At 65.4% G+C, this 20,838-nt stretch carries 15 protein-coding genes; 14 read left to right on the top strand and 1 reads right to left on the bottom strand.

The window, feature by feature from the left end; genetic code table 11:
• The 13 genes from KJS47_RS08170 to KJS47_RS08110 all read left to right on the top strand — a co-directional run bounded on the left by KJS47_RS08170 (position 1) and on the right by KJS47_RS08110 (position 18,320).
• Positions 1 to 696 carry a methyltransferase domain-containing protein gene (locus KJS47_RS08170; protein WP_213524354.1) on the top strand — a complete coding sequence of 232 codons (696 nt, stop codon included), beginning with the start codon at positions 1 to 3 and terminating at the stop codon, positions 694 to 696.
• Entirely contained in the window at positions 689 to 1,975 is a 1,287-nt protein-coding gene (locus tag KJS47_RS08165; RefSeq protein ID WP_213524352.1) for an NAD(P)/FAD-dependent oxidoreductase, read from the top strand. Before KJS47_RS08170 ends, KJS47_RS08165 begins: the two co-directional genes overlap by 8 nt.
• The gene (locus tag KJS47_RS08160) at positions 1,957 to 2,412 is read left to right on the top strand and encodes an SRPBCC family protein (RefSeq protein WP_213524350.1); all 456 of its coding nucleotides are present in this window, start codon (positions 1,957 to 1,959) and stop codon (positions 2,410 to 2,412) included. Before KJS47_RS08165 ends, KJS47_RS08160 begins: the two co-directional genes overlap by 19 nt.
• Positions 2,409 to 3,641: a beta-ketoacyl-[acyl-carrier-protein] synthase family protein gene (locus tag KJS47_RS08155; RefSeq protein WP_213524348.1), complete on the top strand. Its 1,233-nt coding sequence runs from the start codon at positions 2,409 to 2,411 to the stop codon at positions 3,639 to 3,641. Before KJS47_RS08160 ends, KJS47_RS08155 begins: the two co-directional genes overlap by 4 nt.
• Before the next feature lie 258 nt (positions 3,642 to 3,899).
• Positions 3,900 to 4,274 carry a DUF423 domain-containing protein gene (locus KJS47_RS08150; RefSeq protein ID WP_213524345.1) on the top strand — a complete coding sequence of 125 codons (375 nt, stop codon included), beginning with the start codon at positions 3,900 to 3,902 and terminating at the stop codon, positions 4,272 to 4,274.
• Between the two features lie 152 nt (positions 4,275 to 4,426).
• Entirely contained in the window at positions 4,427 to 8,980 is a 4,554-nt protein-coding gene (locus KJS47_RS08145; protein WP_213524343.1) for a DEAD/DEAH box helicase, read from the top strand.
• A 153-nt stretch (positions 8,981 to 9,133) separates the two neighbouring features.
• Positions 9,134 to 9,682: an AAA family ATPase gene (locus KJS47_RS08140; protein ID WP_213524341.1), complete on the top strand. Its 549-nt coding sequence runs from the start codon at positions 9,134 to 9,136 to the stop codon at positions 9,680 to 9,682.
• 627 nt (positions 9,683 to 10,309) lie between these two features.
• The gene (locus KJS47_RS08135) at positions 10,310 to 11,269 is read left to right on the top strand and encodes an ABC transporter permease (RefSeq protein WP_213524339.1); all 960 of its coding nucleotides are present in this window, start codon (positions 10,310 to 10,312) and stop codon (positions 11,267 to 11,269) included.
• 14 nt (positions 11,270 to 11,283) lie between these two features.
• Entirely contained in the window at positions 11,284 to 12,162 is an 879-nt protein-coding gene (locus KJS47_RS08130; RefSeq protein WP_213524337.1) for a carbohydrate ABC transporter permease, read from the top strand.
• Between the two features lie 74 nt (positions 12,163 to 12,236).
• Positions 12,237 to 13,832: an extracellular solute-binding protein gene (locus KJS47_RS08125; protein WP_213524335.1), complete on the top strand. Its 1,596-nt coding sequence runs from the start codon at positions 12,237 to 12,239 to the stop codon at positions 13,830 to 13,832.
• Between the two features lie 101 nt (positions 13,833 to 13,933).
• On the top strand, positions 13,934 to 15,802 hold the full coding sequence (locus tag KJS47_RS08120; RefSeq protein ID WP_213524333.1) for an NHL repeat-containing protein: 1,869 nt from the start codon (positions 13,934 to 13,936) through the stop codon (positions 15,800 to 15,802).
• Complete coding sequence (locus KJS47_RS08115; RefSeq protein ID WP_213524331.1) at positions 15,799 to 16,845, top strand: alpha/beta hydrolase family protein; 1,047 nt, start codon at positions 15,799 to 15,801, stop codon at positions 16,843 to 16,845. The genes KJS47_RS08120 and KJS47_RS08115 overlap by 4 nt, the downstream gene beginning before the upstream one ends.
• A gap of 47 nt (positions 16,846 to 16,892) precedes the next feature.
• Positions 16,893 to 18,320 carry an extracellular solute-binding protein gene (locus KJS47_RS08110; RefSeq protein ID WP_213524328.1) on the top strand — a complete coding sequence of 476 codons (1,428 nt, stop codon included), beginning with the start codon at positions 16,893 to 16,895 and terminating at the stop codon, positions 18,318 to 18,320.
• Positions 18,321 to 18,347: 27 nt separating this feature from the next.
• Here KJS47_RS08110 and KJS47_RS08105 read toward each other — a convergent pair whose 3' ends face one another.
• Entirely contained in the window at positions 18,348 to 18,560 is a 213-nt protein-coding gene (locus KJS47_RS08105) for a hypothetical protein (protein WP_213524326.1), read from the bottom strand.
• Positions 18,561 to 18,909: 349 nt separating this feature from the next.
• Between KJS47_RS08105 and KJS47_RS08100 the strand changes: the two genes are divergently transcribed.
• Positions 18,910 to 20,667 (top strand): sulfatase family protein, encoded by a 1,758-nt coding sequence (locus tag KJS47_RS08100; RefSeq protein ID WP_213524324.1) that lies wholly within the window; start codon positions 18,910 to 18,912, stop codon positions 20,665 to 20,667.
• The last annotated feature ends 171 nt before the right edge of the window (positions 20,668 to 20,838 follow it).

The following is a 20,838-nucleotide window of genomic DNA, read 5'->3' as shown; positions in this document are numbered from 1 at the left end:
ATGGAAAGACGGAGGGAGCCCGAGCTGCTCGATGGCGAGCGGCTGGATGAGCGGGAGCTGGAGGACAGCCTGCGCGAAGTCTGGTTCGTCAACCGGTACCTCGGCGGCAACCCGGTTCTGTTCCGCCATCTGCGCAGCATCTTGGACGGAGCGGACAGGAAGGCGGGACCGGTCCGCGTGCTGGACGTGGCGACGGGGATCGCAGACGTGCCGCTCGCGCTCCAGGCATGGGGGAGCAGGCGCCGGCTGGACCTGTCGCTTGTCGGGATCGACCTCCATCCACAGATGGTGGCGGTCGCGCGCAAGCGGACGGCGGAGCGGCCCGGGATCGTCATCGAGCAGGCTGACGCGCGCTCCCTGCCTTATCCGGACGGCAGCTTCGACGCGGCGATCTGCAATCTGGCGCTTCACCATCTCGACGAGCCCGGCGCGGTGCAGCTGCTGCGGGAGCTCACACGGGTGACGCGGCGGGGATGGGTCGTCGCCGATCTCGAGCGCCGGCCGGCCGCCTACTGGTCGGCACGCCTGCTTGCCCGCCTCGTCTGGCGCAATCCGCTTACCCGGCACGACGGGCCGCTGTCCGTGCAGCGCGCGTTCACCCGGCCGGAGGCGGAAGCGATCGTCCGCGAAGCCGGCGTCCCGGCGGTGGTGCACCGGCATTTTCCGTTCCGGCTGGCCGTTGTCTCGCATGGCTGAGCGGCTGGTCGACGCCGATGTGCTCATCTGCGGGGCCGGCCCTGCCGGCAGCAGCCTAGCACGCCGACTTGCGGAGCAGGGCCTCAGCGTTATGCTGCTCGACGCCGCCCGCTTCCCCCGCGCCAAGCCGTGCGGCGAGTCACTGAACCCGGGCGCGGTGGCGGCTCTGCGGCGGCTGGGCGTCTCGCCGCCGCCGGAGACGGAGGCCCCGCGCATCCACGGCTGGCGGCTGCACGGCGGAACGGCGAGTATCACCGGCCTCTTCCCGGCCCCGCACAGCGGCCTCGCCTGGGACCGCCACTCGCTGGACGCCCGGCTCGCGGAGGCGGCAGCGGCCGCCGGCGCCGACCTTCGCACCGGCGTACGGGTCGAGAGCGTCTGCCGGGACGTCGGGGGCCGGCCGTGCGGCCTGCTCGTGCGGACGGCGGGAGGACGAGCCGAGGTGCTGCGGGCACCGATCGTCGTCGGCGCCGACGGGCTGCGCTCGGCAGTCGCCCGAAGCCTCGGCCTCGCGCTGCGGCCGCCGCATGAGCGCCGCAAAGCCGCCTTGACAGCCCATCTCGAAGGAGTCGGCGGGCTCTCGGGTCTCATCGAGATGTTCGCGGCGCCCGGCCTCGTCGTCGGCGTCGCTCCGCTCGGCCCGGACCGCGCCAACGTGACGGTCGTCGTCCCGGCCTCCGCCGCCGGCCAGGCGTCGGGCCGCAAGGCCGCTTTCCTCCTCGAAACGGCCTCCCGCTTCCCGGAGCTGGCGGAGAGGCTGACTAGCGCCCGGCCTGCAAGCGGCGTCCTCGCCTGCGGGCCGTTCGAGCGTCCCGTCCGGGCGGCGGCCGTGCCGGGTGCACTTCTGGTGGGCGATGCCGCAGGCTACTACGATCCGCTCACCGGCCAAGGCATCTACCGGGCGCTCCGAAGCGCGGAGCTGGCAGCCGACGCCGTGATGGAGGCGCTCGGCGGCGGCGGAGACCGGGCGTTCGTGCGCTACAGCGCCCGGCACCGCAAGGCGTTCAGCCCGGGGACGGCGCTGCAGCGGCTCATCGCCTGGAGCACAGGGCATCCCGCTCTGTTCGACGCGGCTCTGCGTCTCCTCGGAGCGAGCCCGCCGCTGCTCGCCGGCCTGGTCCGGTTCGTGGGCGACTGTCCCCGGGATACCGGGGAAGAGCCGGCGAAGGAGACTAAGACAAGACTGTCCAGGCCGGCAGCGGCCGGAGCTGGAGAGACCGAGCAAGAGGAATGGACCGAAGAAGGGAGCGAATCTGCATTATGGAGACCCGAAACGTGACGGAGATGGCCTGCCCGGTACCCGTCGTTTTGCGCTACGCGAAGGACGTCGGACGATGGCCGGACTGGCTGCCGCACTACCGCTGGGTCAAGGTCGGAGAGAACGCCGGGACCCAGCCGGGAACGGTCGAAATGGCCGCGCTGCGCCGGTTTCCCGGCCTGACCTGGCCCGTCTGGTGGGAGAGCGAGATGCAGGTGGACGAGGCGGCCGGCGTCGTCTACTACCGGCATATCCGCGGCATTACGAGAGGAATGGACGTGGAGTGGAGGCTGCGGGCAACCGAGAGGGGAACCGAGGTGACGATTCTCCACCGGTGGGAGCGGCCGGGCGTCGGGCGCTGGATCGCGAACCGGATCATCGGGCCGCTGTTCGTCCATGCGATTGCGGAGCAGACATTGGCAGGGATTAAACGACAGGCGGAGGAGGCTGAGCAATGACAACTAGACGGGCAGTGGTAACCGGCATCGGCTGCGTGACGCCGATCGGAACAGGCGCGGAGCAGCTGTGGGAGGGCGTCCGGAGAGGAGAGAGCGCGGTCGGCCCGATCGGGCGGTTCGCTCCGGACGGGCTGAGGAGCCGGATTGCGGCGCAGGTGGATTCCTTTGATCCGTATCAGTATCTAGATAAGAAAAAAGCCCAGCGCATGGACCGCTATTCCCAGCTCGCCGTCACGGCCGGCCGGCTCGCACTGGAGGATGCTGGTCTGGGCCCGCAGGGCGTGGACGCGGAGCGGGCCTCGATCTTCATGGGCAGCGCGCTCGGCGGCATCACCCAGGCCGAGGAGCAGTGCGGCCGCTACATGGCCGGCGGCTACCGCGCCGTCTCGCCGGGCCTCGGCTTCTCCGTCTTCGGCGGCGCCGCCTCGTGCAACATGGCGATGGAGTTCGGCTTCACCGGGCCGAACGAGACCAACGCCATGTCGTGCGCCTCGGGCGCGGTCGCGCTCGGCCGGGGGCTCGGCGCCATCCGGCGCGGGGAGGCCGACGTCGTCCTCGCGGGCGGGGCCGAAGCGCCGCTCGCGCCGCTGACGTTCGGCGCGTTCGATCTGCTGCGGGCGATGTCAACCCGCAACGGGACGCCGGCCAGCGCCTCGCGGCCGTTCGACCGCAGCCGGGACGGCTTCGTCATGGGCGAAGGCTCGGCCGTGCTCGTCCTCGAGGACGAGGCGCATGCCCGCGCCCGCGGCGCGCGGATCTACGCCGTGCTGGAGGGCTTCGGCCTGACGAACGACGCGCACCATATGAGCGCGCCGCTGCCGTGCGGCACCCAGGCTGCCCGCTCTATGCGGATCGCGCTGGGCGACGCCGGGATGGCGCCGGACGAGGTCGGCTACGTCAACGCGCACGGCTCCTCCACGCGGCTCAACGACGTAACCGAGGCGGCCGTCATCGCCTCGGTGCTGGGCACAGGCCGTGCCGCCGTGAGCGGGACGAAGGGGCTGTACGGCCATCCGCTCGGCGCTTCGGGTGCCATCGAGGCGGCGATCACCTGCCTGGCGCTGCATCGGGGATGGCTGCCTCCTACCGCGAACTGCGAGGAGCCGGATCCGGAGGTCGACCTGGACCTTGTCCGCCGGGAGGGACGGTCCGCTGCGCCCGATGCCGCGCTGTCCAATTCCTACGGCTTCGGCGGCGTCAATGCGACACTGGCGTTCCGCCGGTCGTGAAAAGGCGGGGAGCGGGAGGCGGCGGCTAGCAAGAACCCGCGGCACTAGGATGGCGCCCGGATCTGGAGGCGACATGGAAGGTTCGCGGTGGTACGACTTTCGCTAATCTTTGATGATCCGAACAGGTCGGACGGCGTTCCAGGCAGGATCGACCATGTAGGAAGGGGAACAGAATTTGACCGTTCCATGACCAAGCGGCGGAGGCGCGGACATACGTCCTCAAGTATGGTATGATGCTGCTAAAAAGGGGGATCTACCTTGAAAAAGACATTTCTCATCCTGGGCAGCCTGAACGGATTCCTCGCGGTGGCGCTGGGAGCGTTCGCCGCCCACGGCTTGAAGGGGACGATCCCGGACAAGCTGTTGGCCTCGTTCGAGACGGGGACGGATTACCAGATGTACCACGCCCTCGCCATTGTGCTGGTCGCTCTGCTGTCGCTGCGCATCGGAGAGGCGCGTGAGCTCGTCTGGTCCGGCTGGCTTCTGTTCCTCGGCATCGTCTTGTTCAGCGGAAGTCTCTACGTGATGGCTCTGACGCAGGTGACCTGGCTCGGCATCATTACGCCGTTCGGCGGCGTGTCGTTCCTGGCCGGCTGGGTGATGCTCGCCCTGTCCGCCCGTAAATTGTCATAGGAAGCTCGGAAAAGTCCGCGGAAGCGGGCTTTTTTTCGTTCATGTCGGCAGCCGGCTGCGGTTGGATAGGGAGACTGCGTCCGGTATGGTAGAATTTAGGGACAAGGGCGGGCTGGCGCTCGCCAACAATTCAAAAGCAAAGGAGAATCGCGATGCACCCTGACCACCATGAGGCGAACCGGTTCCATCCCGTCCTGGCCGCCTGGTTCGCCCAGTCGTTCGGCCAGCCGACCGACGTGCAGCTCCGCGCCTGGTCCGAGATCGCCGGCGGCCATCATACGCTGATCGCCTCACCGACCGGCTCCGGCAAAACGCTCGCGGCGCTGCTGCCCTGTATCGACGCGGTCGTGACGGCCAAGGAACGGGCAGCTGCCGAACGGACCACGGGCGTGCGCCTCCTGTACATAACGCCGCTCAAAGCGCTGAACAATGACATTCATCATCATCTGTTCCGGTTCGCGGAGGAGTGGGAAGCGGCGGCCGCCGAGCTGGGCGCGGACTGGCCGGGGGTGACGATCGGGGTCCGCACGGGCGATACGTCCCAGAGCACGCGCGCCTCCATGCTGCGAAAGCCGCCGGATGTACTGATCACGACGCCGGAGTCGTTCTACATCCTGCTCACCTCCGCCAAGGCAAGGGAGATGCTTCGGTCGGTGCGCCAGGTGATCGTGGACGAAATTCACGATTTGGCTGCCGACAAGCGGGGCGCGCACCTGTCGCTCTCGCTCGAGCGGCTCGCCTCGTGGACGGACGCGCCGTTTCAGCGGATCGGCGTCTCGGCTACCCAAAAGCCGCTCGAGCGCGTCGCCCGGTTTCTGGGCGGCTGGGCGCCTCCGAACGGCGCGGCAGCCGGAGCGGAGGCCGGCACTGCCGGTGCGGAAGGAAAGAACGCTCCGGGGGAGAGGGATAACCGAAGCGCCGGGGTGAACGAGAATGCAGAGCCGCAGGCAGCTCCGGGAGCGCCGGAGGATTCGTCCTCCCAATCCACGGATGCGCCACACCTATACGGCTACGTCCCGCGTCCGGTGGCAGTCGTCGAGAGCCGGGCGGACAAGCGGTACGAGCTGCTCGTAACGCTGCCGGAGCGGTCCGCCCGGACGCCGGACAAGGAGATGTTCTGGCTCAGCATCGTCGAACGAATTGTCCGGCTGATGGAGGGGAGCGCGACGTCGCTCATCTTTGTAAACAGCCGCCGCATGTGCGAGCGGCTGACGCTGCGGCTGAACGACTACGCGGGCTACACGCTGGCCCGCTCGCACCACGGCAGCGTCTCGCGGGAGAAGCGCCTCGAGGTTGAGCGGATGCTCAAGGCCGGCGAGCTGCGCTGCCTCGTCGCGACGTCGTCGCTCGAGCTCGGCATCGATGTCGGCCACGTCGATCTGGTCATCCAGATTGACTCGCCGAAGGAGGTCGCCGCGGGCATCCAGCGCATCGGGCGTGCCGGCCACTCGGTCGGCGACGCGAGCCGCGGCGTCCTGCTCGCGCGGACGCGGGGCGAGCTGCCAGAGGCTGCGGTTATCGCGAGACAGATCGCGGCCCGCGACATCGAGGCGATCCGCATCCCGCGCCACCCGCTGGACGTCCTCTCCCAGCAGATCGTCGCCATGGCAGCCACGGACGAATGGGAGGTCGAGGAGCTGCACCGCACCGTGACGCGGAGCGACAGCTACCGGACCTACCCGCTCGCCCGTCTGCGCGCCGTGCTGGAGGTGCTGGCGGGACTGTATCCGTTCGCCCGGCCGCTCCTTGAGTGGAACCGCGACACGGACCGGATCGGCCGCCGCAAGAACACGCCAATGGCGGCCATCATGGGTGCGGGCACCATCCCGCAGAGCAGCGGCTATCCGGTGCACCATATGGAGACGCGCACGCATCTCGGCGAGCTCGACGAAGAATTCGTCTTCGAGACGCGCGTCGGCGATGTGTTCCAGCTCGGCACGAGCTCCTGGACGGTCCGCTCGATCAAGCACGACCGGATCTATGTGACGGAAGCGGCCAACGCGTACAGCGAAATTCCGTTCTGGCGGGCGGAGGCGCTCGGCCGGAGCTTCGAGCTGGGGACGAGGATCGGGGCTTTTTACCGGGAGCTGCTCGAGCGGCTGGACCGCGCGCCCGCCGCCGAGACCGAGGAATGGCTCATGAGGGACTACCGGCTCGACGCGTCGTCCGCCGGCCAGCTGGCCGCCTACGTGCGGAGCCAAAAGGCCGTCTGCCCGCTGCCGACCGACCGACGGATCGTCGCGGAGCACTTCGTCGACGACGCGGGGCAGCATCATCTCGTGCTGCACTCGGTGTTCGGACGCAAGGTGAACCGGACCTGGCAGCTCGCGCTGCAGGCGCGGCTTTCGCGGGTGATCGGCTTCGACTATTACGCGAATGCGAGAGACAACGGCATCGAGTTCATCTTCCCGGAGTGGAATCCGGTCTGGCTATCGCTCGTCCGGCAGGTCTCGAGCGAGGCGCTGGAGGAACTGCTGCTCGAGGCGGTGCCGGCCACTCCGCTCCTCGGCATCACGTTCCGCAGGCTGGCGGAGACGTCGCTGCTGCTCTCGCGCAGCTTCACCCGGATGCCCGCGTGGAAGATGCGGCTGCGCAGCGAAGAGCTGCTCAAGGAGGCAAAGCCGTATGCGGAGCAGTTTCCGTACCTCCGCGAGGCGCTGCGGGAAACGATGGAGGATGCGCTGGACATGGAGCATGTCCGGCAGCTGCTGGATGCGGTCTCCTCCGGCGAAGTGGAATGGGCGGTTGCCGAGACGCGGTTCCCGTCTCCGTTCGCCGCCCAGTTCCTGATGGATTTCGTCGGCACCTCCCTGTACGAATCCGACGTGCTCGGCAAGGATCTGCAGCTGCAGCTGATGAGCGTCAGCAAGGAGCTGGCCGCCCGCGTCTTCGGCGAGGAGAGCGTCAAGCGGGCCATCCGTCCCGAGGCGGTGGAGCGCGAACGCGAGCGGCTCGAGGAAGGGCGGGGGCTGCAAATCGAGGACGCACCGAGCCTCTACCGGCTGCTGAAGGAGCGGGGAGACCAGACGGAACGCGAGCTCGTCCGGCTCGCGGGACCGCAGGCGGTGACCTGGCTCCGCGAGCTGCGGGACGCCGGTCAGGCGGTCGCGATCCCGCTTGGGGGAGAGGAGCGGTGGATCTGCCGCGACGAGCTTGGGCGGTATGAGGAGCTTCGGGAGGAAGGTGAAGCGTCATTCCTGCTTAAGCGATTCGCCGATCATCGGCTGGCGTTCACGGCGGAGGAGCTGGCGGCCCGCTATGGCCTGCCGCTCGGGCGCGCGCAGGAGGTCATCCGCGGCTGGCGGGACGAGCGTGCGGTCGAGGAAGCGCCGTTCGCCGAGCCTGGGCACGAGGAGCTGTGGACGAGCACCAAGGTGACCGGGCAGATGCTCCGGTTCACGATCCGCGAGTACCGGCGCGAGGCCGAGCGGGTGCCCGCCGACCGGCTGGCTCTGCTGCTGGCCGAGCGGCACGGGCTGCTGCCGGGACAGCGGGGCGAAGGGCCGGAAGGCTTGCGGGAAGCGATCGCACGGCTGCAGGGGCTGTTCCTGCCTGTCTCCCATTGGGAGACATATCTGTTTCCCGCGCGGATGGCCTCCTACCGGCGAGAGGATCTGGACTTACTGTGCGCTTCCGGCGAGGTGCTGTGGATCGGGCGCCGGGAGGAAGGAGACAAGGAGGGGCGGGTTGCTTTTTTTCTGGCGGAAGCGCGGGAGTTGTATGCGCCCTATCTCCGCCAGGCGGAGGCGCCGCGGTCCGAGACTGCCCATCCGGAGCTGCTTGCGCTGCTGCGGAGCCGCGGAGCGAGCTTCGTGACGGCGCTGAGCCGCGAGACGGGGCTGGTGCCGTCCGAGCTGACGATCCGGCTGCTTGACCTCGTGTGGGAAGGCCGGGCCGCGAACGACCAGTTCGCCCCGCTTCGCCCTCTCCCGAGAGGCGGAAGCGCCCGCTCGGCCCGCAACGCGCGGCTGCCGGCCGGTCTCGGCCGCTGGTATGCGCTGGAGGAGGGAGCGGCTGCCGGCTGGGACGAGGAGGCGTACGTCGTCACCTGGGCGCGTCATCTGCTCGAGCGGGACGGCGTGCTGACGCGAGAGGCGGCCAAGGACGCGCCTTATTCGTGGGAGACGCTCTCCGGCGTGCTGAAGCAGCTGGAGGAATGGGGCGTGGCGACGCGCGGCATGCTCGTCCAGGGCATCCAGGCGATGCAGTTCGCCTCCCGCGAGACGGTGGAGGCGCTTCGTTCGCCGGCACCACTGCTGGGCGAGGCCATTCTCCTCTCCGCGGTCGACCCGGCGAATCCTTACGGCGCTTCGGTGCCGTGGCCGCAGCGCAAAGGGGTTGCCTTTGCCCGGAAGCCGGGCAATTATCTCCTGCTGGCGGACGGCCGCTGGGTGCTCTGGATCGAGAATAACGGCCGGCGCATCACGGAGATGCACACGGCCGGGCAGGAGGAAGGCCGGGAGGCGGATCACCCGCGGCGGAGCGGGGAAGCCCAGCGGCGGCCGGAGCCGGGGATCTCCTGGCGGGAGCTGCTCCCGCCGATGCTCCGGCAGATGATGAGGCAGAACGGCCTCAAGAAGCTGGTCGTCGAGCAGTGGAATGGGCTCCGCGTGGAGCAGACGGAGGCGGCGGAGCTGCTCAAGGGGCTAGGCGCCGAGAAGGACGATACCCGGTACGTCATCTGGCCGAGCGCGCTCAAAGGATAGCCTCCGAGGACAGGAAACAGGGCGGAATAGCGTTTGCCGAGAATGGAAACGAGCGCTCAGGGCTGCGGAAGCATCCTACGGTGGCTGCCGGCCGTGGGGATAGGTGCAGCCGAGAGGCGAAGCTCAGACAATGGACAAAGGAGGGCAAGGGCCATGCGGACAAGGAAGACGGACCAACCCGGCATCTATCTCCTCACGGGCGTGATGGCAAGCGGAAAATCGACAGTCGCCCAGCTGCTGGCGGAGCGGTTCGGCCGTGGGGTGCATGTTCGGGGAGACGCCTTCCGCCGGATGATCGTCTCGGGCAGGGAGGAGATGCTGCCGGAACACTCGGAGGAAGCCGTTGCCCAGCTGCGGCTCCGTTACCGGATAGCGGCCGGCGCAGCAGAAGCCTACGCCCAGGAGGGCTTCGACGTCGTCCTCCAGGACGTCATCCTCGGCGCACATCTGGAGGAGGTTGTCCGTTCGATCCGGCATCGGCCTCTGTATGTGGTCGTGCTGGTGCCGGATGCATCGGCCGTGGCGAATCGGGAGGCGGCTCGAGGCAAGAAAGGCTACGGCCTGTGGACGGTCGAGATGCTGGATGACAAGCTTCGCCGGGAGACACCCCGCATCGGGATGTGGCTGGATACGACCGAGCAGACGCCGGAGGAGACCGTGGAAGCGATCCTCTCGCGTGCCGAGCGGGAAGCCCGGGTTTAGCGGGGGCGAGTTGGCAATGGAGGAACTGGCAGCTCCTTAGCGGGCTTTCCCCGTTTCGGGGCCTAAACCTTCTGCCTTGAAGCGCACATTCCAAAGAGCAGCGGAGCATCGTAATCCCGGAGCGAGCGAGGTCGCCCGTACCGGACCAGCTTCCTTTTGAACGGATGCCCTATCGGATTAGGGAATAGCCCTGCTCGAATGAAAACAAGAAGCAGGCAGCCGCCCGGGCGGCACCTAAAGCACGGCCGAGAAGGCCGTGTTTTTTTGTGCCGTAATGGGGGAAAGAATGCCGGCTCGGCTCCGGGAGGCAATAGCGGCTAAAGGCGAACACCCAACCCGCGAATGGCCGGATGCCCCAAAAATGGTTATTGACACCTTCTGCCGTGGTCATTATAGTTTAGTAACAGACAGGTAGACGACCGGTCTATAACTAGTCGGCTGCAAATCGGTTTCTCAGCTAAGTCGAGCGGGCGTTTGTTATGCCCGGCTTCGCAGGCGCCCATCCTGTCTCGCAAGGGGAGGGAGCTGGGGCGCAGGAGAGCCGATAACGGAGCAGCCGCGCAAGCGGCCTACTTTTGTAAGCGTTTAACCAGAAAGCTGGGAAGGAAATGGGGGATTCGGACTGCCATGAAATCGACAGAGGTTCAGCTGCAAGGAACCGCTCCGGCTGCCGGACGGGGGACCAAACTAAGGCGGAGGATGTGGCGGGAGCGGTATATTTACCTGCTGCTCTTGCCCGGGGTGCTTTACTACATCGTTTACCGTTATATCCCGATGGCGGGACTGGTCATCGCATTCCAGGACTTCAACCCGTTTAACGAGAGCCTCTGGGCGAACGAATGGGTCGGGTTCAAGTATTTTGCCAGAATCTTCGAGGACGCCGAGGTCATCAAGGTCATCTGGAACACGCTGCAGATCTCGTTCCTGCAGATTTTCATGGCGTTTCCGATCTCTATTATTCTGGCGCTCATGCTGAACGAGGTCCGAAACGAAACCTACAAGCGGATTGTGCAGTCGATGGTCTATCTGCCGCACTTCCTCTCCTGGGTCGTTGTGGCCGGCATCTTCGTTGTCTTCCTGCGGGGCGAAGGTTTGATCAACACGTTCCTGACCCAAAAGCTGCATTGGGAGGCGATTCCGTTCCTGACGGACCCGGCGCTGTTCAAGCCGGTCATCATCCTGCAGGTCATCTGGAAGGAATCCGGCTGGAGCACGATTCTGTTCCTGGCCGCTCTCGCGGGCGTCAACCCGGCGCTGTACGAAGCCGCCGTCATCGACGGTGCTAGCCGCTGGCGTCAGCTCTGGCACGTCACGCTGCCGGCGATCCGCAGCGTCATCGTCATTCTGTTCATTCTTCGTCTCGGCAACGTGCTGGATACCGGCTTCGAGCAGATCTTCCTGATGCTCAATCCGTTCAATACCGAATCGGGCAACGTGCTCGATACTTACGTCTACTTCAAGGGCATTCAGCAGGGCGACGTCAGCTTCGCCACCGCGGTCGGGATGTTCAAGGGCCTCGTCGGTCTCGTGCTGGTCATCCTGGCGAACCGGGCCGCCAAGCGGTTCGGCGAAGAAGGCCTATATTAGGGGGGAAGCAAGCGATGATCAAACGAACGATATCCGAGCGGCTCGCCGACGCCGTCAACGCCGTCCTGCTGCTTCTCATTGCGGCAACCATGCTGTTTCCGTTCCTGCACATCTTCGCGGTGTCCTTCTCTTCGCTGAAGGATGTGCTCGAGCGGGATCTGATCCTGTGGCCGCGCGAATGGGTGACCGACGCTTACTACACGATTCTGGCGTCCAAAAACTTCACCCGCTCGCTCGGCGTCACCGCCTACGTCACCATCGTGGGCACGCTGGTCAACCTGCTGTTCACGGCGACGATGGCGTATGCGCTCACGCGCAACGCGCTCGGCCAGCGGGTCATCCTGATGATGGTCATTTTCACGATTCTGTTCTCGGCCGGCATGATCCCGACTTATTTGATCGTGAAAGGGACGGGGCTCATCAACTCGCTGTGGGCGCTTATTCTTCCCGGGGCGATCAGCTCGTTCAACCTGATTGTGCTGCGCCAGTTTTTCCTTAGCATTCCGAGCGAGCTGAACGAGGCCGCGCTCATCGACGGTGCGAACGAGCTGAGAACTTTCTTCTCGATCATTCTGCCGCTGTCCAAACCATCTCTCGCCGCCTTCAGTCTGTTCTACGCGGTGGGACATTGGAACACGTACTTCGCCGGGATTCTGTATTTGAGCGACTCGTCCAAGTGGCCGATTCAGGTCATCCTGCGCCAGATTGTCATCGTGAACGAGCCGACAGCGGCGCTCGGCCAGGAGGTCATGCTGATGATGGAGAATCCGCCGCCTCCGATTACGATCCAGATGGCTGCGATTCTGCTCGCAACGCTCCCGATTCTGATCGTGTATCCGTTTCTGCAAAAGCACTTTGCCAAGGGGGTGATGCTGGGCTCGGTCAAGGGATAGCGTCCGGTCCATCGCCCGGCCGGCGGCATCGAACCAAACGGCAAGCTCGGCAACGAATAGGGAGGGGTAGCGGTATGAAAACAAAGAAACTAGTACTCGTGACGATGGCAGCGGCGATGACGCTGACGGCCTGCAGCACGGGAGGAGACAAAGGCAAGGATGGCGCGTCCGCGGGTCAGAGCCCGGCGGCAGGCCAAAGCCCGGCGGCAAGCGACAAAAAGCATGCAATCACGGGAATCACGTATGTCTTTGGCAATCCGGCGGCTGCGAACGGACCGGGCCAGAAGATGCTGAACGAGAAATTCAACGTGGATTACAAGGTGGAGAAGGTTCCGCAGGAAAACTTCGTGGAGAAGCTGACCGCCGTCGTCGCGGGCGGCGAAGCGCCCGATATGATCGGCTTCCGCCCGAACGACATGACGCTGTTCCAGAAGTGGGCGAAGCAGGGGGCGTTCCTGCCGATCGACGATGCGACGATCAACAAGTATCCGACGCTCAAGGCAGTGCCCAAGGAAGTATGGGACCAGTTCAAGGTCAACGGCAAAATCTACGGCATCCCGTCATGGGCACCGATCGAGGGCAACTCGTTCCTCATCCGCAAGGATTGGCTCGACAGCCTCGGCCTCAAGATGCCGACGAGCTACGAGGAGCTGAAGCAGGTTGCCATCGCCTTCACCAAGAACGACCCGGACAAGAACGGCAAGCAGGACACGTACGGCCTGGCGATGGGCCAGAATATCAACCCGGATTTCGCGATGGGACCTTACTGGCAGTACAATACCTGGTATCATAAGGACAAGGACGGCAACTTCATTCCCGGCATCATCTCCGACGGGCGCAAGGAGCTCATCCAGTTCTTTGCCGATCTGAACAAAGAGAAAGCGATTACACCGGACTTCGCCGTGCTGAACTGGGCCGATACGAACGCGCAGTTCTATTCGGGCAAAGCGGGCGTGTTCCTGGTCGCCCCTCGCGGCATGTCTCAGCCTTACATGGAAGGGCTGCTCAAGCTGAATCCGAACGCCGAATTCGCGGTGCTGGCGCCGTTCAAGCAGCCGGACGGCCAGCAGGGCTTCACCGCAGGCACAGGCTTCGCACGCTTCAACGCGCTGAACGCCAAGCTCGCGAAGGATCCCGACAAGCTGAACAAAGTACTGGAGATTCACGACTTCTCCCGCAAATTCTATCCGGCTGCCCAGCAGAGCGCGGCGAACAAGGACTTTGACTTTTTCTATGGCGGCGAGGGCGTCGGCTACAAGATGGAGAACGGCAAGCGGGTTACGCTCAAGCCGCAGGAAGGACTCGAACCGGCCGTTTACTTCCAGGACAACACAGCTTGGGTGCCTGCCGGAACCGATCCCGAGTTCGACAAGGCGTATACGGAGCCCAAGCTGATCCAGCTGACGAAGGATCTGATGGATCTGAACGGCAAAATGAAGCATTACTATCCGCCGAACTACGGTGTCATCTCGGAGACGGAGACGACGAAGGGCGCGGAACTGCTCACGTTCATGATGAACGAGCAGACGAAGATGATCGCCGGCCAGCGTCCGCTCTCGGACTGGGACGCGCTCGTACAGGAATACCTGAAGCGCGGCGGCTCTCAGATCATTAAGGAAATGAACGACGGCATCAAGGAACGCGGCTACAAGGATTTGGTCTGGAAGTAACAGAAACGCGGCGGAACGGATCGGGCGAATGCGCCCGATCTTGTTCTGTATCTAAGGAAGGCACGGGCGCAAGGCCCGCGGCAGACGGAGGGAGAGGAAGCATGAACGGCGAAGAGCAGTTTAGGCGCATCGGCGTGCCGGTGCGGGCGGACGAGACGAGGTCGGCGGCGGTCTGCCGGGACGGGGACGGTCGGGAACGAATCGTGCTCGTCGCCAGGGGGTACGCCCTGGTGGTGAATCCGGCGACGGGGACTTGCCGGCAGCTCGCGTTCGAGGAAGGCAAGAGCGAGTATCCGTATGCCGCCATGAGCGGGCGGGACGGCCGATTCTATACGGGCGCCGGCCCGCTTCTGGCGGTGCTCGATCCGTTCGGGGAGACGTTCGAGCACCGGCTGAAGCCGGCTCCCAGCGAAGAGATCGCGGGATTTGCGTTCACTGAGGACGGGGACGGAATCGTCTATGCGACGACGTATCCGAACGCACAGCTGCTGCGGCTCGATCCGCAGTCGGGAGACTGCCGCGTCCTCGGGCAGCTTGATCCCGAGCAGAAGTACGCGATGACGCTGGCGGCCGGACGGGACGGCTGGATCTACGCCGGTCTCGGGACGACCACGGCGGGGATCGCCGCTTACCGGCTCTCCGATGGCAAGGTCGCTACGCTTCGCGGTGACGACGGGCCGGTAAGGGGAAGCGGGCAGGTCCATGTCGGCGCGGACGGAGAAGTGTACGGCATGCTGCCGGGCGCCGACAGCGGCATGGAGGAGAGCGGGCCGGACGCGCCGCCCGTCCGCTGGTTCCGGCTGCGGGACGGACGGGCGGAGCCGGTCGAGGCGGCAAGCGTCCCCCCGTCGCTGTACAAGGGGACGGGCTACCGCAAGCTGCACCGGGAGCTTGGCGGCGGGCGGAGCCTCGTCGGCTACGAGCTGGCGGAAGGGGAGCTCGTCATCGAGGAGGCCGACGGCTCGCGCACGGTCGTGCCTCTCGTCTACGAGGGAAACGGCACGGCGCTGTCGCCGATGGCGGCCGGACCCGACGGCAGGCTGTACGGGACGTCGAACCATCCGCTGCACCTGTACCGTTACGACCCGCAGACGGACGAGCTGCGCAGCTTCGGCGGCAAGCTCGTCGAGCGGGGCGGGGGAGGCAACATCTGCGCTTATGCGGTGCAGGGGAGCTACCTGGCGGGTGCCGCCTATGCCGGCGGCACCTTGCATCTCCTCGATACCCGGCGCCCGCTTAGCGAGGAGCCCGGACCGGCGCGCAATCCCCAGCTCGTCTATGCGGACGAGCGCATCCACCGGCCGCGGTGCGCCCTGGCGCACCCGGACGGCGAGCACGTGCTGTACGGCGGCTTTCCGGGTTACGGCGCGGTGGGCGGTGCGGTCGGCGTGCTCCATGTACCGTCTCGGCACGTGACGGTGTACGAGCACGAGGAGCTCATAGAGCAGCAGAGCACGCTCTGCCTGGCCGCCCTGAGCGGCGGCGATGTCGCCGGGGGCACGAGCATCGAGACACCAGGTGGTGCGAGTCCGGCCGCCCGGGAGGCGGTGCTGTACCTGTTCGACTGGGCGAGCCGCCGCGTAATCGAGCGCTGGGTGCCCGTGCCTGGCGCCCGCGAGATCTCGCTGCTCGTCGCGGATGCGCGGGACCGGCTGTACGGGCTCACCTCGGACGCCGTGCTGTTCGTCTTCGAACCCGAGACGGGGACGGTTCTGCGCAAGCAGGACCTGTCGGCATGGGGCCGCGTCGTCCGTGACGGGCTCCTGCTGGCTGTCCGCCAGGGCAAGCCCGTCGTGCTCGGTCTGCTCAGCCGCGCGATTTTCTCCGTCGACCCGGAGACAGGGACGGCCGAGAAGGTCGTGGACCTGCCGCAGGAGGCGACCTGCGGCTTTGCAGACATCGATGGCGCGCTATATTATGGCAGCGGGGCCGAGCTGTGGCGGTATCAAGAGAAGGAGGATGCGCGATGACGTATCGATTAGCGGAACTGACGAAAGGCCGGTTGCCGAAGCTGCTGGAGGAGTCCGCGCCTGTCGAGGCATGGGAAGCAAAGCGCGAGAAGATTCTGGCCGAGTGGCTGGGCTTTCTCGGCAAGCCGCCGGCGGAGGGGCTCTATGAAGCGTCGGAAGGGGACGCCGGCTACGAGGTGCTGGAGGAGGCGGCCGAGGAGGACCACCGCCGGCTGAGCATCCGGTACGCCACCCGGGACGGCGACCAGGTAACCGCGCTGCTGCTCCTGCCGCTCGGGCGGGAGGGCAAGCGCCCGGCGGTGCTGGCGCTGCACCCGACCTCGCCCGAGGGCAAGGAGGACGTCGCGCTGGCCTCCGGCAGGGAGAACCGCCGCTACGGGCTCGAGCTCGTGTCGCGCGGCTATATCGTGCTGGCGCCCGATACGATCACGGCCGGCGAGCGGGTGTACCCCGGCTCGGAGCCCTATCAGACGGCTCCGTTCTACGAGCAGCACCCGGAGTGGACCGCTGTCGGCAAAATGCTCGCCGATCATATCCGGGCCGTCGACCTGCTGGCCGCGCTGCCGGATGCGGATGCCAGCCGGATCGGCGCGATCGGCCACTCCCTCGGCGGCTACAACGGCTGGTTTCTCGCCGGGCTGGACCGGCGGGTTCGCGTGGTCGTGTCGAGCTGCGGCTTCAGCTCGTTCGCCGGCGATCCCGACCCGAACCGGTGGGGGCAGCGGGACTGGTTCTCCCACTTTCCCCAGCTCACCGCCATGCTGGAGCGGGGCGAGGTGCCGTTCGAATGGCACGAGATCGCGGCGCTGGCGCTGCCGACCCCGCTGTTCCTGTGGAGCGGCATCCGCGACCGGATCTTCCCGAACTGGGAGGGGATCGCCGAGGCGATGACCGAGCTGGACGCTCTGTATCAGGCGGAGGCAGAGCCCGGCTCCTTCGAATTTTGGATGGGTCCGGCAGGACACGATTTTCCTTCTCGAGCGCGTGAGCTCGCCTACTCCTTTCTGGATCGGCACCTGCAGCCACCGCTCTGCCAAGGATAGGAAGCTGTGGTATACTATACAATTATGTATAGCTAGGGGCGGTTGACTTGCTGAAAAAAAGGACGGATTTCGACGATCGCTACGAGCGGTGCCGGCAGGACATCCGGAGCCAGATTACCGGAATGACCCTGCAGCCCGGCGATTTTTTGCTGTCGGAGATCACGCTGAGCAAGCTGTACAATATGAGCCGGGACTCGGTGCGCAAGGTGCTGGCTGAGCTGGAGAACGAAGGGCTGATCGAGAAAATCCCCGGCAAAGGCAACCGGATTCGGGAGCCGGAGTATTGGAAGGAGCAGACGGCACTGAAGCTCGTTTGCTTCGGCGATTCCTACGAGAAGCCGATTCTCGAGCGGCTGATCACCGTGTTCGAGCGGGACAACCCGGATATCCGGATCACCCTCTCCTTGGTATCGGAGAACGGCTATGCGGAATATCTGTCGGAGAAGCTCCGGGATGGGGATGCGCACGACCTAATGGTCATCTCTGATCTGCATTACCGTTATTTTGCTGACGCGGGGCTGCTGGACGAGCTGCTGCCGAGCGAGCGGAGCGAGTGGTCGGACGGGGACGAGCTCTACCCCGAGGCGATGCGGCTGTTCGAGGAAGGGGAGCTGCTGCGGGCCATTCCGTTCGTTTTTTCTCCTGTCGTGTACGTCGTGAACAAAAAGCTCGTACCGAATGCCGCCGAATGGCAGGTCCGGAATTGGGACGAGTTGCTTGCCTTCGCGAGGAGACATACGATCCGGGAGGACGGGCAGACCGTACGGCAGTACGGCTTCGGCTTCACGATCACGAACAACCGCTGGCCCCAGTTTCTCCTGCAGAACGGCGGAGGCGTCTACGACCGGGAGGGCCGCTCGCTCTTTAGCAGCCCCGAGACGGTCGAGGCGTTCGGCTACTGCCTCGATCTGATGTTCCAGCAGGAGGTGTCGCCGGCCTCCATCTACGGGGGAACGCGGATCGTCGAGGACCTGTTCATGGCAGACAAGGTCGCCATGATCATCGGCACGTATCACTTCATGAACGAATTCGGGGCGCACTTCCGGGACTGGGACGTCGTGCCGGTCGTGCCCGGCAACAAACGCCCGGCTACGCTCCTGATCGGCGGCGCACTGGCGGTGAGCGCCCGCTCTCCCAACGCGGCGGCGGCCAAGCGGTTCATCCGTTTCGTGACCGGGACCTACGCACAGGAGCAGCTCAAGCGGCACGGCTGCACCATCCCGGTGCGACGCCGGGTGGCGGAAGACCGGACGCTGTTCAATCCGGCGCTTCATCCGGAGCATTATCACGCCTTCGTCGACATGCTCCCTTATTCGTATGCGATTCGGGATCTCGGAATCGGACAGGGGCTGCTGGATGAGATGCAGAAGCGGCTGGTGCTCATGTGGATGAAGATGGAGCAGCCGGAGGAAGCCGTGAAGCGGATCGAGAAGGAGCTGCTGCCGGGCTCCGCACAGGTGCGGAAGAAGGAATAGAACGGAGCGAAACGGCAGGACGGCCCGCTAGTGACCGTACAGGCGGCTCTCTATCTCGGCATTCCAGATCAGAACCGCCATGAGGAGGCAAAAGAGGACCATGACGAGAAGGCTGACGCCGGCCCAGCGCGTCAGTCTGGCGAGCTTGCCGCCGGGCCGTGCCGGGCGGGAACGAACGAGCAGCCAGCCGGAAGCGAGTATGAGGGCGACGAGTAGTAGGGCCTGTCCATAACCGGCCATGGAACACCTCCTTGGGTTTGCTATTCCCCACTTTACCAGATGTTTTCTATTTTGTATAAAATAGAGAGATAGAAACCCCATTGCCTATGATCACGGGTGCGAAGGATATCTTCTTCCGGCCCTGCTCTGCTGCCCGCCGCGCAGGCCGTCATTCCGAATTTGACGGGCACGCACCTTCAGGAGAGCGGGCATTTCCGACCGCCGGAAGCGCTGCGCAGCATGAACAAGGAGATCAAGCGCTTCCTCGCAAGCCACTATGATGCCTAAGGAGGCCGGCCGGCAACGGCCGGCTTTTTTTGGCAGGGAGAGCATAGGCTAGGAGGAATCTTCCTGCGAGGATGTGTGAAGCATGAATGAGCGCGAGCGGGGCCCGTTCGGCAAACCGCCTAATTTTCTCCTGATCCTGGTCGACGAGGAGCGGTATCCTCCCGTGTACGAGAGCGAGGAGCTGCAGGCTTGGCGCCGGCAGGCTCTCCCGGCCCACGAGCGGCTGAAAGAGCATGCGGTCCAGTTTAACCGGCATACGATCGGCAGTGCGGCCTGCTGTCCGAGCCGGGCTACGCTTCTGACCGGGCAGTATCCTTCGCTGCATGGCGTCAGCCAGACGAACGGCGTTGCCAAGGAAGCGTTCGATTCGGATATGTTCTGGCTTGGCCGGAATACCGTGCCTACCATGGGGCATTATTTTCGCGAGGCGGGGTACCAGACGTATTACAAAGGCAAGTGGCACGTCACCCAAGCCGATCTGGTAACGCCGGGGACGCATCACAGCGTGCCCAGCTACCATCCGCTGACGGGAGTGCCGGACCCAGCTCGCGAGGCGCTGTACCGGCAGGCCGATCCGCTCGATCCCTACGGCTTCTCAAGCTGGATCGGTCCGGAGCCGCACGGGAAAAACCCGCGCAACTCGGGCTCCTCCGCCGCGATCGGGCTAAGCGGACGCGACGAGGTGTATGGGGCCGAGGCGGTGGAGCTCCTCGAGACGCTGGACCGAGAGAGCCGGCACAACGACAGCGCCAAGCCGTGGCTCGTCGTCGCCTCCTTCGTGAACCCGCACGACATCGTGCTGTACGGCTCGTTGACGGAGCGTCTGCCCGTCTTCCGGTTCGCCGTAGACCCGATGCCGCCGGTTCCTCCGCCACCGACCGAGGGCGAGACGTTGGCGACCAAGCCGCGCTGCCAGGCCAGCTACCGGCGCATCTATCCCCGGGCTCTCCAGCCCATCGGCAACCGGGCGCATTACCGCCAGCTGTACTACCAGCTCCAAAAGGAGGCGGACCGGCAGATGCTCCGGGTGCTGGACGCTCTGGACCGGTCCTCCTTCCGGGACGACACGATTGTTCTGTTCACCTCGGATCACGGTGAGCTGCTCGGGGCGCACGGAGGCCTCCATCAGAAATTTTACTGCGCTTATGAAGAGATGCTGCACGTCCCGTTCGTCATTCAGAACAAACGGCTCTTCCCGGAGCGGATGCGGGTCGATGCCCTGACGAGCCACGTCGATCTGCTGCCGACGATGCTTGGTCTGGCAGGCGCGGATGCCGCCGCGATTCGGCGCCGGCTGAGCGCAAGCTTCACGGAAGCCTATCCGCTCGTCGGACGCGATCTGTCGCCCCTTCTTATGGGTAGCGGAGAGGCGGACACTCTTCCTCGCGAGGAGCCCGTCTATTATATGAGCGATGACGACGTGACGCGAGGGCAGCATCAGGTCAGCCCGCTCGGCTGGCCGTATCCGTCCGTCTGCCAGCCGAATCATATTGAAACCGTGCTCGCCGCAATCGGGGAAGGAGACGCCCGGGAACTATGGAAGTATTCCCGGTACTTCGACAATCCCCGGTTCTGGATGGATCCGGGCAGCGGGGAAGTCGAGAGCTGTTCGGCAGAGGAGCCGGCATACGGCTGGCCGGCCCGGCCCCCGGATCGGGTCAAAACAGTACCGGCGCCCGAGGAATACGAGCTATACAACTTGACGGCGGATCCGCTGGAAACGCACAATCTGGCGCATCCTGCGCTCGCAACCGAGCGTTCGCGGAGCATGCAGGCTTACATGGCGGCGCTGCTCGAAGACCAGCGAAAGCGAAAACGGCTCGAGCCCAGTCTCCGCTAGGGAGAAGCGGCGGGGGCTGAACGGCGAAGCCTTTGCATAAGGGAGGGGAAAGGGATGAGAAATCAATCAGCGGAACGAGGAAGCGGAGGGCCGAGACAGCCTATTGGGGAACGTCGCAATCCTTTGGTTTTGAAGAACCGTTCCTGGTCCCGCTTCCTGTCATACGCGGCG

It is taken from the genome of Paenibacillus sp. J31TS4, assembly GCF_018403265.1.
Taxonomy (GTDB): Bacteria; Bacillota; Bacilli; order Paenibacillales; family NBRC-103111; genus J31TS4.
This window is presented reverse-complemented; position numbering and strand designations above follow the sequence as displayed.